Origin of the sequence: Paenibacillus wulumuqiensis, from assembly GCF_000971965.1 — a bacterium.
GTDB lineage: Bacteria > Bacillota > Bacilli > Paenibacillales > Paenibacillaceae > Saccharibacillus > Saccharibacillus wulumuqiensis.
On sequence record NZ_LAQP01000026.1, the window covers coordinates 1 to 15,656 of the forward strand.

At 47.1% G+C, this 15,656-nt stretch carries 12 protein-coding genes and 1 other RNA gene; all 13 read right to left on the reverse strand.

The annotated features are described in order from the left end of the window. Positions 1–976: 976 nt before the first annotated feature. Positions 977–2,260 (reverse strand): ABC transporter substrate-binding protein, encoded by a 1,284-nt coding sequence (locus WH45_RS22235; protein ID WP_235338457.1) that lies wholly within the window; start codon positions 2,258–2,260, stop codon positions 977–979. Positions 2,261–2,323: 63 nt separating this feature from the next. Then, complete coding sequence (locus WH45_RS22240) at positions 2,324–3,199, reverse strand: carbohydrate ABC transporter permease (RefSeq protein WP_082097057.1); 876 nt, start codon at positions 3,197–3,199, stop codon at positions 2,324–2,326. Between the two features lie 116 nt (positions 3,200–3,315). Next, positions 3,316–4,191 carry a carbohydrate ABC transporter permease gene (locus tag WH45_RS22245; protein ID WP_052723923.1) on the reverse strand — a complete coding sequence of 292 codons (876 nt, stop codon included), beginning with the start codon at positions 4,189–4,191 and terminating at the stop codon, positions 3,316–3,318. Beyond that, entirely contained in the window at positions 4,188–5,297 is a 1,110-nt protein-coding gene (locus tag WH45_RS22250) for a LacI family DNA-binding transcriptional regulator (RefSeq protein ID WP_052723924.1), read from the reverse strand. The genes WH45_RS22245 and WH45_RS22250 overlap by 4 nt, the downstream gene beginning before the upstream one ends. A gap of 213 nt (positions 5,298–5,510) precedes the next feature. Further along, on the reverse strand, positions 5,511–6,107 hold the full coding sequence (recR, locus tag WH45_RS22255; protein ID WP_046216626.1) for a recombination mediator RecR: 597 nt from the start codon (positions 6,105–6,107) through the stop codon (positions 5,511–5,513). A gap of 51 nt (positions 6,108–6,158) precedes the next feature. After that, entirely contained in the window at positions 6,159–6,470 is a 312-nt protein-coding gene (locus tag WH45_RS22260; protein WP_046216627.1) for a YbaB/EbfC family nucleoid-associated protein, read from the reverse strand. A gap of 40 nt (positions 6,471–6,510) precedes the next feature. Continuing rightward, complete coding sequence (dnaX, locus tag WH45_RS22265; RefSeq protein WP_046216628.1) at positions 6,511–8,241, reverse strand: DNA polymerase III subunit gamma/tau; 1,731 nt, start codon at positions 8,239–8,241, stop codon at positions 6,511–6,513. 210 nt (positions 8,242–8,451) lie between these two features. After that, an RNA gene (gene ffs, locus WH45_RS23315) (signal recognition particle sRNA large type) lies at positions 8,452–8,718 on the reverse strand. A 64-nt stretch (positions 8,719–8,782) separates the two neighbouring features. Continuing rightward, entirely contained in the window at positions 8,783–10,144 is a 1,362-nt protein-coding gene (rho, locus tag WH45_RS22270; protein WP_046216629.1) for a transcription termination factor Rho, read from the reverse strand. A 207-nt stretch (positions 10,145–10,351) separates the two neighbouring features. Further along, positions 10,352–11,626, reverse strand: a complete 1,275-nt coding sequence (locus tag WH45_RS22275) for a UDP-N-acetylglucosamine 1-carboxyvinyltransferase (protein ID WP_046216630.1) — start codon at positions 11,624–11,626, stop codon at positions 10,352–10,354. Positions 11,627–11,836: 210 nt separating this feature from the next. Continuing rightward, a complete protein-coding gene (gene fba / locus WH45_RS22280) occupies positions 11,837–12,691 on the reverse strand; it encodes a class II fructose-1,6-bisphosphate aldolase (protein WP_046216631.1) in 855 nt (284 codons plus the stop codon). A gap of 166 nt (positions 12,692–12,857) precedes the next feature. Beyond that, positions 12,858–13,238: a response regulator gene (locus WH45_RS22285; protein WP_046216632.1), complete on the reverse strand. Its 381-nt coding sequence runs from the start codon at positions 13,236–13,238 to the stop codon at positions 12,858–12,860. A 389-nt stretch (positions 13,239–13,627) separates the two neighbouring features. After that, a complete protein-coding gene (locus WH45_RS22290) occupies positions 13,628–15,229 on the reverse strand; it encodes a CTP synthase (RefSeq protein ID WP_046216644.1) in 1,602 nt (533 codons plus the stop codon). Positions 15,230–15,656: the final 427 nt, after the last annotated feature.

The following is a 15,656-nucleotide window of genomic DNA, read 5'->3' on the forward strand; positions in this document are numbered from 1 at the left end:
CATTGCTGTTCTCTATATTTGAAGAACTAAGTTCTTCACTCACTCGTTGTTCAGTTTTCAAAGATCAAAGTCTTTTTTTGTCGCCGCTGCATCTCTCGCAGCAACTCTTATATCATATCATGTTTATTTTTATTTAGCAAGCACTTTTTTTCAAGAAGTTTTTCTTGTTTTAGTTACCCGCCAAATGCTATCTCATGATACTTTTTCTTTCATTGTCACTCGTTCGTGACAACTTTTATAATATATCATGTGAGTTAATTTTCGTCAACACTTTTTTTGAAATAATTTTATCAGCTTTTATTTCATTTCTGTATTGACTGCAGATCACTAAAATAATGACCGTTGCTTAATATATCATGAACTTTTTAGGTACGTCAACTATTTATTATATGGTTTGTTGAATTGCTAAATCAGCTGTATTTATTGCTTTGTTTTGATGGTATTAAGTCCAAGTTATGTGCAGCATAATTGGCTTTGATAAACTATATGGATTTCGGGTAAAGGAGTGATCATTATACTTGAAGCATTTTTACAAAATGGAGAGCTGGTAGATATAACTTTTTACCATTAAGGAGAGAACTATTATGCCGATAAGTGGTACAGTGATTCCCTGATGAATGTACTGCGAAGAATATAGGACCTCTTGATTAATAGTCAGGGTGACTGTTGCTTTTCCGATATATGCTTGAGGAGGATAGAACTGATGATCATGCTGCATTGGGTAGGCGGCTTAGAAACAGCCATATTGTAAGCATAGTGAATGCTATTAGAAGAGAATACATGAGTAAGATCAAAGAAGAATACACAAATAATATCAAGGGAGGACAAGTTGGTACTTGTTCTCCCTTGATATAGAAACTCTACTCTATGAAGCACTTTGTTATTTTATTGATCTCTATTACTGGGGAGATTCGATCCATACCGTTTACCATGTGGGTCTGATTATGAGCTGACAGCAGTATAGGATGGACCCGGGTTACTGTGTCTGGATTTCAGGGAATGCATTTTGCACCTGCTTGGTGAAGTTCGCAACGACTGTAGCATAGTCGGTATGATTGGTTATTCCCTCTTTGGCTACTTTGCGCCATGTTCCCAGGATCTCTTCACTGTATTTGTCCGGTTGGATGGCTGGCAGGTCTTTGACTACGTCATAGTATACCTCCATTACTTTCTGATCGCCGGTAAACTCGGAAGTGAATGACTTCATGTTCTTTTCGTACACTTTGGCATTACCCGGCATATTGCCTGTAGTCTCCAGGTTATGCTGCTGCCACTTCTCGCTGGCAATGTATTTGATGAATTCATAAGCCAGTTCTTTATTGGGGGACTCCTGATAAATGCCGCGGTAGGTTCCACCATTATAGTAGCCTTCCGGTGTACGTGCCACGCCATATTTGCCTTTGGCTGATCCATTGTCGTTATCGATCATGAATGAAGCCCATGCCGGCATTGTAGTCAGAACGACACTGCCGGCATTAAGCGCATTTCCCCAGCCAGCGGACATAAAGGAAAGCTTGGCATCTACGTTGTTGTCATTGATCTCGCGCTGGATATTGTAGTATTGCTCCCACTTGGGATCGATGTTCAACTTGCCTTCTTTGACCCATGGCTCAGTGTTGTATGCTTCGATATCAAACAGGTCTCCTGAATTGGAGATCAGATGTACCTGTCCCTTGCTTTGTTGTTCGACTTTTTTGCCAAGAGCGATGACTTTGTCCCAGCTGCCTACCATCTCGCTAATCTGATCGGGATCATCTGTACCCAGGTACTTTTTGGCATTTTCGCGGATATACCAGAAGCCTCCCGGCGAAGAGTGATCGGATACAGCGCGAATCGTATTGTCGGAAGCGCGGCCGAGTGCCTGTACATAAGGCACATAATTGGCAACCAGATCTTCCGCTCCCATTGCCGACAGGTCAGTCAGGTATTTGGAATCAATAAACTTGCCGATATACGAGCGTTCCAGATCGAATACATCCGGCACATTCTGACCCGATTGGAGAGCTGTCAGCAGCTTGGTCTGATAATCATCCCCAGGGAAAGTTTTAACTTCCACTTTCACCTTGGGGTTGTCTTTCATAAACTGAGCAGCCATATCTTCTACCTGATCGAAGAATGTCCAGACCACCAGGTTGCCTTCCAGTTCCCCATTAGCGTTGCGGGCAGGCTGGCTTGGTGCAGCCTGTTCGTCTTTGCTTCCACAACCTGCCAGTAATGCAGCAACCAGCAGGACAGCAATGCTTATTTTCCAGATATTCATTTTTTTCACGTTATATTCTCCTTTGGTAGTGGAAGTTATAAATATGCTTCAATTGGGGCTGGATTAGCCTTTGACCGCTCCGGCTGCCACACTGCTGATAATGCGTTTGGACATAACCGAAAATACGATCAGGATAGGAATAATCGAAATCACAATTCCTACATACTGGGCTCCAAAATCGGCGGTGAACTGTGATTTAACACCTGCAATCATGACAGGGAGTGTCTGCAGCTCATTATCGAACAGGATGATCAGCGGATTAAGAAAATCATTCCATTTGCCAATAAAGGTGAAGATAGCCAGTGTCGCCAGCCCGGGCATCATCAGCGGCAGTACCAAGCGGTGAAAAATATACAATTCTCCGCTGCCGTCTATTCTGCCGGACTCAATAATCTCGGAAGGCACGGAACTGTCGGCAAACTGCTTCATCAGGAAAACGCCAAATGCATTATGAATGGATGGCAGGATAAGCGGCCAGTAGGTGTTCAACCAGCCAAAAGAATCAATCAGCCGGTAAAAGCCGATAATGCCCAGCTGACCGGGGATCATCATCGTACCGAGTACAATAGCGAATAATACATTATTAAGACTAAAGCGATATTTGGAAAATCCGTAACCGGCCAGTGCAGAGAAATATACAGCCAATGCGGTTGAGACCACGCTGATCAATGTCGTGTTGGCAAAGCCGCGCCAGATCGGCACCGTCTCGATCAGCCGATGATAGTTATTTAACAACTGATCTCCAGGTATCAGCAGCAGCTGACGGGCAATACTGGAGTTGGTATGCGTTGCTGTGATGAACATGCTGTAAAAAGGAATCAAACAAATGGCTGCGCTCCCGATCAGAAACAGATAAATGAGCAGTCTGGCTATCAGTGGACCTGCTTTTCCCCTGTTCTCTTCAGGTGCTTTGTTGGTTATGGTACTGCTCGACTCCATCTTTAACCTCCTTGATCCTGATTACCGGACAGGCTCCTATTAGAATAGGTAATCATACCCGGCATGATTTAGTGATAGCAGCGGATTACTGCTGGTTTGATATAGGATATAGCTGTCTATTGCTCCCGCTTACGTGTAAGCCAGATCGTAACAGCAGTAAAACACATGACGATGACAAAGACTCCATAAGCAATTGCTGCACCATAACTGAAATTGAAGTTTTTGAAGGCTGTCTCGTACAGATACATAATCATCGTCCGGGTCGTGTTATTCGGACCGTTACCGATCATATACGGCGAGTCAAACAGCTGAAGGCCTCCAATGACCGAGGTAATGAGTGTGAAAATAAACACCGGTCGCAGCAGAGGGATCGTCACATACAGTGTCTTCTGCCAGCCGCTCGCTCCATCTACCTGGGATGCCTCATATACCTCATCCGGAATACTCTGCAATCCGGCGATAAAGACAATCATATTAAAGCCGAAATTCTGCCAGCAGATGACCGCCGCTACGATCAGACGGGACCACCAGGGATTGTTAAACCAGTTAATCGGGTCTTCCACCAGACCGATGGTTGTTAACAGCTTGTTGATGCTGCCGGTCTGCCAGTCGAAAATGAGGCTGAACAATACACCCAGCGTTACTGGCGTAATAATATTAGGGAAATAATAAACTGCACGGAAAAAATGCTTGCCCCGAATAAACTTCTCATTGAGGATAATGGCGAGTGTAACAGCAATAAGCAGCTGGGGAACGATAGAGAAGATCCAGATGATTAGTGTATTGCCAATTGACTGATAAAAGGCGGTATCATGCAGCAGGCGGGTATAGTTGCCGACTCCGTTGTATACCGGATCATTAAAAGCATCCCAGTTGGTAAAGCTCAGGTACAGCGTATACAGGATCGGCACCAATCCGAAAATGGCAAATGAGATAAAAAACGGAGCAATGAAGATGTACCCGAAATAGTATTTGGTGAGCTTGGAATTCACGATTGTCCCCCTTTGGCAAAATCGGTAATAGGTCCTGCACAGGAATCCCGGATAACCAGTGAAGGCTGGAGCAGATACACCTGCTCTTCTCCGGGTAATGGCTCCGAAATTACATCATTTTGCTGTCCAGCAGCGGATGAGTGCGGCGGCGGCTTTCTATACAGCCGTTCAAATAAACCTTCTGCCGCCTGACGCCCTATACTTTCAAATGGCTGCCGGATTGTCGTCAGCGCGGGCCTTACCCATTCCGAGATTGGAATATCGTCATACCCGATCACAGACATCTGCTCCGGCACAGACAACCCGGATTCCCTGGCTGCCCGAAGCGCTCCAATAGCAGTCTCATCGTTGGAGCCAATTACTGCTGTAAAATCGGCCTGCTGCAGCAGGTTCATCACCGCCTGATAACCTCCCTCCTTGCTCCAATCCGAAGACATTACAAGTGCCGGATCGTATTCCAGCTGATGCTGTGCGAGTGCGTCACTATAGCCCTTAAAACGATATGCACTGGCTGTAGCATATTCAGGTCCAGATATGTAGGCTATCCGCCGATGTCCCAGCTGATAAAGGTACCGTACCGCTTCCACAATACCTGCCCCATTATCCACATCTACAGCCAAAATATCCTCTAGCTCTCCATAGTCTCCGATCAGCACAACCGGATAGGGCATCTGACGTATTTCTTCGAGCTCATTCCTGGGCCGCTTTTTGAAACTGAGTAAAATGATGCCGTCCACCTGTCCTTCATACAGCAGCTTCAAAAAGGAGCTTTCCCGTTTGCGCTCCATATGGCTTTCTTGCGGCTGGTTGGAATCCCAGCTGTAAAACACGCTGTTGTATCCATGGGTATGAATAATCTGTTCGATTCCGCGTATAATGCCGGAGTAAAAAGTATTGGATATATTATCCACGATGACACCGATATTGAATGTTTTGTTCATAACCAGTCTGCGGGCGTTCATATTGCGGTGGTAATTAAGTTCTTTGATGGCTTTTTCCAGTGCCTCCTGCGTTTCCCGTCTAACTCGTTGGCCGTTGAGGTAGCGGGACACCGTGCTTTTGGAGGTGTTGGCCAATCGTGCTACATCATGGATGGTGGGTCCCATAAATTCTCCCTTTCTTTCTCTATGTATAGGGTTGATTGATCTGGTATATCCAGATACAGCAGTGATACTGCCTCTTTTACTGGGAACGTTCCCAGTGAATGGCTAATAACATATACCCCAAAATGCGACAATATAACAAAAAAAGCGTCAGTTCCCCATAAAATGGGACCTGACGCCTTGTGCGAAAAGACTTTATGATCATTTTGTAAATGCTTATAGTTCTCTGCGCCCTTCCAGAGCCTTGGATAATGTGACTTCATCCGCGTATTCCAGATCGCCGCCAACCGGCAGACCATGGGCAATACGGGTGACTTTCAGATTAAACGGCTTGACCAGACGGGAAATGTACATGGCTGTCGCTTCGCCTTCGATATTGGGATTCGTCGCCAGAATCAGCTCCTGCACCCGTTCATCACTCAGGCGGTTAAGCAGCTCCTTGAGCTTGATCTCATCAGGGCCAATACCCTCAATCGGTGAAATGGCTCCATGCAGCACATGGTAATACCCGTCAAATTCCCGGGTACGCTCCATAGCGACCAGATCCTTGGGCTCCTGTACCACGCAGATAACAGATGCATCTCTCGTTTTGTCCTGACAGATCTGGCATGGATCTGCATCGGTAATATTACCGCATATCGAACAGTAATGAAGATTACGCTTCACATTGACCAGCGCTTTGGCAAAATCGATCACGTCATCTTCCTTCATGCGAAGAACGTGAAAGGCAAGCCGACCGGCTGTCTTCGGTCCTACTCCCGGCAAGTGCGTAAAAGCATCTATCAATTTAGCAATCGGTTCGGGATAATACAATACAGCGATCTCCTTTGAGACCGGTCATTTGGCTAATGCCGATCTGTTATTTTAGAACAGGCCAGGAATCTTCATTCCACCTGTGAATTTACCCATATCCTGGTTCGCCAGCTCTTCCGCTTTGCTCATTGCATCGTTGACTGCTGTGAGTACCAGATCCTGCAGCATTTCTACATCATCCGGATCTACCGCTTCCGGCTTGATATTAATGGACATAATTTTTTTGTGTCCGTTTACTTCAACAGAAACTACGCCGCCGCCAGCAGTACCGGATACGGTTTTGGAACCCAGTTCTTCCTGTGCTTTCAGCATTTGCTCCTGCATCTTCTTCACTTGCTTCATCATCTGATTCATGTTACCCATTCCAATCATCTCCTCTAATAAAGTATACGTTCATTTATTATTATTCCTTGATTACAACAAGTTCTTCACCAAACAGTTGAATCGCTTCATCCACCAGTGCATCACTATTGGAAGCTTCTTCATGTTCAAGCTTGAGTTCTTCACCCGGTTGTTCGCTCGTTCCTTCAATAGCGTCCATCCAGTCTTTTTGCATCATCGTAACGAGACGGTAGGAACCGCCCAGCACTTCATTCAGCACAGATTCAATCACCTGCTTGTTGGCAGACTTCTCGATCGTCTCCCGGTGCATATCATGCTTGAACGCCACCAGAACGGCATCTTCATGAAAGGATACCGGGTCACAGTTGACAAACCAGGCGTGAATAGTAACTTTGACCTCTTTGACACGCTGCAGCACTTTGCTCCAGGAACCGGAGATTTTCGTAAAGTCTTCATGATTGCGGTTAGCCACATAATGAGGCATTTGCGATGGAATCTTCGCCGCCGACGATATTCTCGGTGCCGGTGCACGTCTTCCCGTATTGGCGGAAGCTGCGGCTTCTCCCCCGGCAGCAATGCCAGATTGAAGCGCCTTGTCCAGCTTTTGCTCCAACGCAGCCAGCTGCTGCTTGAGCTGTCTGATCTCGCCAGCATCTGCCGAACTGCCAGCCGCTGATGATGCGCCGGAAGGAGCTTCTGTCCCTCCACCCGGGATACTGCTCAGTTTGAGCAGTGCCACTTCGAACAGCATCTGCGGCTGGGTCGCATACTTCATCTCGGTCTGGTAATGATTCAGCGTATCAATCATGGCAAACAGCTGTTCTTTGGTAAAGGCTGCGGCTGTCTCGCGGAAATTATCCGGGTTCAGCATACGTTCTGTCAAATCACCAGCCTGCGGGATCATCTTGATCATCAGTACATCACGGAAATAGTATAGCAGATTCTCCATGCATTTCTCTGCGCTTTTGCCTTCCTGCATAAATGATTCTACCATATGCAGCACCTTGCCCACATCATTCTGCAGCAAAGCCGAAGCCAGTTCGGCAAACTGTTCGGATGCGATACCACCTGTCATCTGCAGCACCTGTGCATACGTGATCTTGCCCTCGGTAAATGAAGATACCTGATCAAGAATACTCAGTGCATCCCGCATCCCGCCATCAGACAGGCGTGCAATGTATTCCAGTGCATCCCGCTCCGACTCCAGCCCTTCCTGTTCGGAGATCAGCTGCAGACGTTCGGTCTGCTCCTGCAAAGAGACACGACGGAAATCAAACCGCTGACAGCGTGAAATGATTGTCGCCGGCAGACGGTGAGGTTCGGTCGTTGCCAGTATAAAAACCACATGGCCTGGCGGCTCTTCCAGCGTTTTGAGCAGCGCATTGAACGCTTCCGTCGTCAGCATGTGGACTTCATCTATAATATATACTTTGCGCCGGACTTCGGTAGGCGCATACTTTACCTTTTCCCTGAGATCCCGGATTTCTTCGACACCCCGGTTGGAGGCGGCGTCAATCTCCAGTACATCCATAATATTGCCGGAAGTGATCCGTTTACAGGTCTCGCATTCATTACATGGCTCGATCGCCGGGCCTTTTTCACAGTTAATGGCTTTGGCCAAAATTTTGGCGGCAGATGTCTTACCTGTACCTCTGGGACCATTAAACAGATAGGCATGTGAAATACGCTCTTCCCGAATGGCATTCTGCAGTGTCTGAATGATATGCTGCTGTCCTACCATGTCCTGAAACGACTGCGGCCGCCAAGCACGATAAAGTGCGATATGTTCCACTTGCTTACCCTCTTTCCTGTATATTGCTACCCCTGGTATATATCACTTCAAAGGGTCCTATTTTATAAAAATGATTACAGCAAAATAAAAGATCTTACCTTTAATTATACTATAAATCGGCACCAAGCAAAACCGTAGTACCCTGATTTCACAAACAAAAAACACCTGTTGCAGTACGCAAAAGGTGTTATGAATAAGCTTAATTATATACCGTGCACCTGTCTTCGATAATTGCGATCCAAGCGGTTCTTCTGAGCGACAGCTCAGGATAGGCACTCCCTCGGCACAAGAACGAAACTGCTTATGGCTGCTTCCTTCCGGACCTGACCAGGTTCACAGATGTTCCTTGCGAAGGACCCATCCGTCAACACTGCGCTCAGATACCTGCCTTACATCGACAATACCTAGGACAGGAATTCAATCTCGCTATAGCGGATTGCGAGTTATAGGGCACCGCTACCTCCCCATCTAGCACGGCATTAAGTAATTATACCTGACACACGTAGACAATGCAACTATCCTTTGCATATGTTTGAACAGCTCAGTTGGTTGTGGCTGAAGCTGTGGTAGAGCGGGTTGTCCGTCTGCCTGTACTGTTCGATCCTGTGCTGGAAGAAGACGACGGTTTCTTGCTGCCGGAACTGCTGTTTTTGCTATCTTCCCGGGTATCAAAGGACGCCAGGAATTCCTGATTGCTCTGGGAATTACGCAGCTTTTTGAGGAAGCCTTCCACAAAGTCCTGGGAATCGTTCATGTTTTTGCGGATATGCCAGATCGTATCAAGCTCTTCCTTGGCAAGCAGATCTTCCTCGCGACGTGTACCGGAACGACGGATATCGATCGCCGGGAATATACGACGCTCGGACAGCTTGCGATCCAGATGAAGTTCCATATTACCGGTACCTTTGAATTCTTCATAAATGATATCATCCATACGGGAACCGGTATCGATCAGTGCAGTCGCCAGAATCGTCAGGCTGCCGCCTTCTTCGACATTACGCGCCGAACCGAAGAAGCGCTTGGGACGATGGAAAGCTGCCGGGTCAATACCACCGCTCAGTGTACGACCGGATGGCGGGATCACCAGATTGTAGGCACGCGCCAGACGGGTAATGCTATCCATCAGGATCACGACATCTTTTTTATGTTCGACCAGACGCAGTGCACGTTCCAGCACCAGCTCGGCTACTTTGATATGGTTTTCCGGCAGTTCGTCAAATGTGGAAGCAATGACTTCACCTTTGACAGAGCGCTGCATGTCCGTAACTTCCTCCGGCCGCTCATCAATAAGCAGCACAAAAAGCTCAATCTCCGGATTGTTCGTTGAGATGCTGTTCGCGATTTCTTTGAGCAGGAGTGTTTTACCGGCTTTGGGAGGTGCTACGATCAGACCACGCTGCCCCAATCCGACAGGAGCGAGTACATCCATGATCCGTGTAGAGAGTTTGTTGGGAGCTGTCTCAAGAACCAGCTTCTTTTGCGGGTAGAGAGGAGTCAGCGCAGGGAAATGAAGGCGTTCTGCCGCTTGTTCCGGACTGACACCGTTGACGGCATTGACCTGCAGGAGGCCGAAGTAACGCTCATTTTCTTTGGGTGCTCTGCATTTACCGGATACGAGATCACCGGTACGCAGATCGAATTTGCGAATCTGTGATGCGGAAATATAAATATCTTCTGCACTTGGCAAATAGTTGATCGGTCGCAGGAATCCATAGCCTTCCGGCAGAATTTCAAGAACGCCTTGCATGAACATCAGTCCACTGCGTTCTGCCTGTGCACGTAGGATTGCAAAGATCAGTTCCTTTTTTTTGAGCTGCCCGTAATACGGAATCTGGTACTGCTTGGCCAGTTTGTATAAATCGGTCAGTTTCATTTCTTCCAAATCGGAAATTTGTAAATCCATACAATAACCACCTATTCAATTTTATAGAGAATGTTGAGACGATCGATAGAATAATGTTGGGAATAATCAGAAGATTGAATTATACGGAGTGGATACTTCCAAATTCATTCATAGGATAGCATTACCCATTTTGGGAGGAGATATTCAAGAGGTATGTATTTTGGGAAATACAAGTGAATTCTCCTCCCTGTAAGAGGGACAAACAAATCAGAGAGTGCGTGTTTCCAGCGTCTCTCTCCATACATTGGCACCCAGATTGCGCAGATTATCCACCAGATGATCATAACCACGGTCGATAAACTCCACACCGGATACTTCAGTGACACCTTCGCCGACAGTCAAACCGGCAATAACCAGTGCTGCACCTGCCCGCAGATCCATCGCTTTGACTTTGGCTGCATTCAGTTCGCCGCCTTCGATAATCGCCGAGCGGCCTTCTACCTTGATCTTGGCTCCCATGCGCGCCAGCTCCGGTACATGCTTGAACCGGCTGCTGTAGACAAAGTCACTCAATACGCTGACTCCCTGCGCCTGTGTCAGCAGACTGGTCATCGGAGATTGCAGATCTGTGGCAAAGCCCGGATAGGTGAGCGCTTTGACATCGACATGGTTATAGGTGGACTTGCCGAGAACACGGATACCTTCATCCAGTTCGTCTACATGTACGCCCATTTCCAGCAGTTTGGCCGTTACCGCTTCCAGATGTTTGGGAATCACATTGTCAATCAGAACATCACCGCGCGTTGCCGCTGCAGCGATCATATACGTACCTGCCTGAATACGGTCAGGAATAATGGAGTGTCTGCAGCCATGCATTTCGGAGACACCCTCAATACGGATCGTCTCTGTACCGGCACCCTTGATAATGGCGCCCATGGCGTTCAGTAATGTTGCTACATCTATAATCTCAGGCTCTTTCGCCGCGTTTTCGATAATTGTATGGCCTTTGGCTCTTGCAGCCGCCAGCATAATGTTGATGGTCGCGCCTACACTGGCAACGTCCAGATAAATTTTGGCTCCACGGAGCTCTTTGGCATATAAATGAATAGACCCGTGTTCATTGGTAACCGTAGCGCCCAGCGCTTCAAAACCTTTGATATGCTGGTCGATAGGTCTTGGTTCAAAGTTGCATCCGCCCGGCAAACCGATCGTTGCTTCTCCAAAACGTCCAAGTAATGCGCCCATCATATAATAAGATGCCCGCAGCTTTTTGACAGGTCCGTTGGGCATTGGAATGGATCTGACACTGCTTGGATCAATACGCATCTGGTTATCCAGCTCATGCCAGCTTACGCTCGCACCCAGATTTTCAAGAATTTCCGCATAAACTGCCACGTCGCTCAGAAGGGGCAAGTTATCCAGCACGACTTCTGACTCGGCGAGCAATGCCGCAGGAATAAGCGCAATGGCACTGTTTTTTGCACCACTGATGGTGATAGTTCCCTGCAGCGGACGTCCGCCACTGATCATCAATTTTTCCATAAAGCTTAGTATCCCCCTACGTGTTTTGCAGCCGATAAAACGACATGTGCCTTTGAATTTTGGCTGTTAAAATGGAAAGACACCGGCTCAGCGGTGTGCTCTCCATAACAACCTATTTAATTAGACCCTTTCCAGCTGGAAAAGTTCCGGTTTATTCCTGTTTTAACTTCTGCATACTGTAATATACACTACGCCCATTCAAAAAGCCAATTACGCTTTGTTGCTTGTACCGAACTCACGGATTTTACCGATAACGGTTTGTTTGATCGCTTCGCGACCTGGAACGATGAAAGTACGTGGATCGTAAGCTTCCGGTTTGTCAGCCAGTACTTTGCGAACCGCTTTTGCAAATTCGATCTGGTTCTCGGTATTTACGTTGATTTTGGAAGTACCCAGGGAGATCGCTTTGTCGATATCGTGTTTAGGGATACCAGTACCACCGTGCAGTACGAGCGGCAGGTTAACCGCGTCACGAATTTCTTCCATTTCTTTGAAGCCCAGGTTAGGCTCGCCATGGTAAGGACCGTGTACGGAACCCAGTGCCGGTGCCAGTGTATCGATACCTGTTTCTTTAACAAGGCGTGTGCACTCTTCCAGGTCAGCGTACATGATACCGCCGATTACGTCGTCTTCCTGTCCGCCTACAGTACCTACTTCAGCTTCTACGGAAACGCCTTTAGCGTGTGCATACTCAACCACTTTTTTCGTCATTTCGATGTTCTCTTCGATTGGGTGATGAGAACCGTCGATCATAACGGAAGTAAAGCCAGCATCGATTGCTTCTTTACATTTGTCAAAGCTGGAACCATGGTCCAGGTGAATCGCAACTGGAACAGTGATTTTCATATCGTGAAGCAGACCTTCTACCATTTTGACAACAGTAATGAATCCGCCCATATGACGTGCTGCACCTTCGGACACACCCAGGATTACTGGTGATTTTTCTTCTTCCGCTGCGCCCAGAATCGCTTGTGTCCACTCCAGGTTGTTGATGTTGTATTGACCAACTGCATATTTACCTTCGAGTGCTTTGTTTAACATTTCTGTCATAGATACTAATGGCATAATGACATCCTCCTCAAAAATGTTGGGTATGTCCCAAAATGTGTAAGCCGCTACTGCATACGTGCCTATTATAACATAACCCACTTCAAATACTAAACAAGCAATTTAAAAAGAGATATGCGGCTTCGCACATTCAAATAAAAGGTTGGTATCGTCCAAATTGCGCTTATTGATCTACACCGCTGCCGCGCAAAGACTGGTCGACCGCCTTGCGCATTTCGTCGATATCAAACGGCTTGGTAAAGTGGCCGATTGCTCCCAGATCCCTGGCTTTCTGGATAATATCCAGCTCTCCATAGGCCGTCATCATAATGACATGAATCTGCGGATGTGTAGACTTGATATGACGCAAAATCTCCAGTCCATCCATGCCCGGTATTTTCATATCCAGCAGTACCAGATCAGGAACTTCCTGCTCTACCACTTCAAGCGCCGCCTTGCCGTTGGCTGCCTGGAACATCTGGTATCCCTCATTGCTGAACAATTCGACGAGCAATATCCGAATTCCATTCTGATCATCTACAATTAATATTTTTTTCTGTTCCATCTGTCACCTTTCCCTTCGTCTCTGCTGATCGATTCCCCTGTGTGTACATTGATCCACTATCCAGAACGATGACGAACTACAATAAATACTGCTTGGATTGAAATGTAAATCTTTACTTTGAATAACATAATGTACACTTTCGCTTTTTTTCGCGCAAATCCTGCATCATTACGAAAAAGACCGCGTATACTGCGACAAAATATGCTATGAACGATGGCACTCGGACCTTTGAAAACGATCCGGTCAGGAAACAGGACGATCCTGCACATTATTTCCCCGTGTATTCATCCGCATGATTCCATTATACAAAAAAACCATCCGCATCTTCTTCCAGATACGGATGGTTGCCAAAAATAAAAATTAAACGTATAATCTTAAACCCGGCGCTCTTATGATTGATGAGCGAGGGAAGCTTTGACGAACTCACGGAACAATGGTTGTGGACGGTTCGGACGGGAAGTGAATTCCGGATGGAACTGTACAGCCAGGAACCATGGATGATCAGGCACTTCCACGATCTCTACCAGACGACCATCTGGAGAAGTACCGGAGATTTTCATGCCGACTTTTTCGATTTGTTCGCGGTACTGGTTGTTGAACTCATACCGGTGACGGTGACGTTCGTATACCAGCTCTTCGCCATAGCATTCCATAGCCAGGGAACCCGGCTGCAGTTTACAAGGATACAGTCCAAGACGCATGGTGCCGCCCAGATCTTCGATATCTTTTTGCTCAGGCAGCAGGTCGATAACCGGATACGGTGTCGCCGGATTGATCTCGGAGCTGTTGGCGCCTTCCAGTCCTGCAAATGCACGTGCGTACTCGATAACGGATACCTGCATACCGAGGCAAATGCCGAAGTAAGGGATCTTTTGCTCACGAGCATAACGGATCGCATTGATCTTGCCTTCAATACCACGGTCACCGAAGCCGCCAGGAACGAGGATACCGCCGATGCCGCCAAGCTTCTCGGCTACGTTCTCGTCTGTCAGTTCTTCTGCGTCCACCCAGCGGAGTTTTACGTCTGCATTGGCATGGTAGCCAGCGTGGGACAGGGATTCCACAACGCTCAGATAGGCATCATGCAGTGCAACATATTTACCGACAATGGCAATTTCAACGGTTTTCTCCAGGTGCTGAATACGGTTCAGCAGCTCTTCCCATTCGGTCATGTCCGGAGCCGGTGCATCCAGCTTCAGATGATTGACCACGATATCGTCCAGGCCTTCTTCACGCAGGTTCAACGGAACTTCATACAGTGAAGATGCATCACGGCACTCAATAACTGCATTGGCATCGATATCGCAGAACAGCGCGATTTTGGCTTTCATGTCTTCGGACAGTTCATACTCGGTACGGCATACGATTACATTCGGCTGGATACCGATACTGCGCAGTTCCTTGACACTGTGCTGGGTTGGTTTGGTTTTGACTTCGCCAGCTGCCTTGATATAAGGGATCAGTGTAACATGGATATACATAACATTATCACGGCCTACATCGCTCTTGATCTGACGGATGGCTTCGAGGAATGGAAGACTCTCGATATCACCGACTGTACCACCGATCTCCGTAATGACGACATCGGAGTTTGCTTCACGACCAGCGCGGAATACGCGTTCCTTGATCTCGTTCGTAATGTGCGGGATAACCTGTACCGTACCGCCGAGGTATTCGCCGCGACGCTCTTTGCTGATAACGGAAGAGTATACTTTACCTGTCGTTACGTTGCTGTTCTTGGACAGGTTAATATCGATAAAACGCTCGTAGTGACCCAGATCGAGATCCGTCTCGGCGCCATCATCGGTTACAAACACCTCACCATGCTGATACGGACTCATGGTTCCCGGGTCTATGTTAATGTAAGGATCGAATTTCTGGATCGTTACTTTCAAACCTCTGTTTTTGAGCAGTCTGCCCAGTGAAGCAGCTGTAATCCCTTTACCCAGTGAAGATACAACCCCGCCTGTTACAAAAATATACTTTGTCACCATATTACCTCCTAGTTATTATCCGGAAATTCAAATCAGCATCATGCAGCAATGAACCAAACGTGATTCGCATAACAACCGGCAGATCACCTTATTCTTGTTCTACCAGCCTAGCGACTCATCGTTATACTCCATTACATTCAGGATGCTCAGGGGGGGGAGATATATCCCATAAAAAACAAAAAAAGTGACACCCGTAGCCACGGGGCACTTTATTTATTTCAGCAATTATGCGCTGCATATATGTTGATTTATAAGTTTAATTCATAAGCCCATGCAATAGTTTACTCTGTCCAACAATACTGTGTCAAGACATATCCCGAGAAAGATTGCCCTAATATGAAAATCAACTGCATTTGGAAAGCAGCAGGCTGTAGATCAAGCCATTTTATGATAGCGGGGTGTATCCATCGACTGCCTGACCGCC

Coding starts and splice junctions, on each gene's coding strand:
- WH45_RS22235 (WP_235338457.1), bottom strand. CDS start 2,260: ATGAATATCTGGAAAATAAGCATTGCTGTCCTGCTGGTTGCTGCATTA.
- WH45_RS22240 (WP_082097057.1), bottom strand. CDS start 3,199: ATGGAGTCGAGCAGTACCATAACCAACAAAGCACCTGAAGAGAACAGG.
- WH45_RS22250 (WP_052723924.1), bottom strand. CDS start 5,297: ATGGGACCCACCATCCATGATGTAGCACGATTGGCCAACACCTCCAAA.
- WH45_RS22260 (WP_046216627.1), bottom strand. CDS start 6,470: ATGGGTAACATGAATCAGATGATGAAGCAAGTGAAGAAGATGCAGGAG.
- rho (WP_046216629.1), bottom strand. CDS start 10,144: ATGGATTTACAAATTTCCGATTTGGAAGAAATGAAACTGACCGATTTA.
- WH45_RS22275 (WP_046216630.1), bottom strand. CDS start 11,626: ATGGAAAAATTGATGATCAGTGGCGGACGTCCGCTGCAGGGAACTATC.
- fba (WP_046216631.1), bottom strand. CDS start 12,691: ATGCCATTAGTATCTATGACAGAAATGTTAAACAAAGCACTCGAAGGT.
- WH45_RS22285 (WP_046216632.1), bottom strand. CDS start 13,238: ATGGAACAGAAAAAAATATTAATTGTAGATGATCAGAATGGAATTCGG.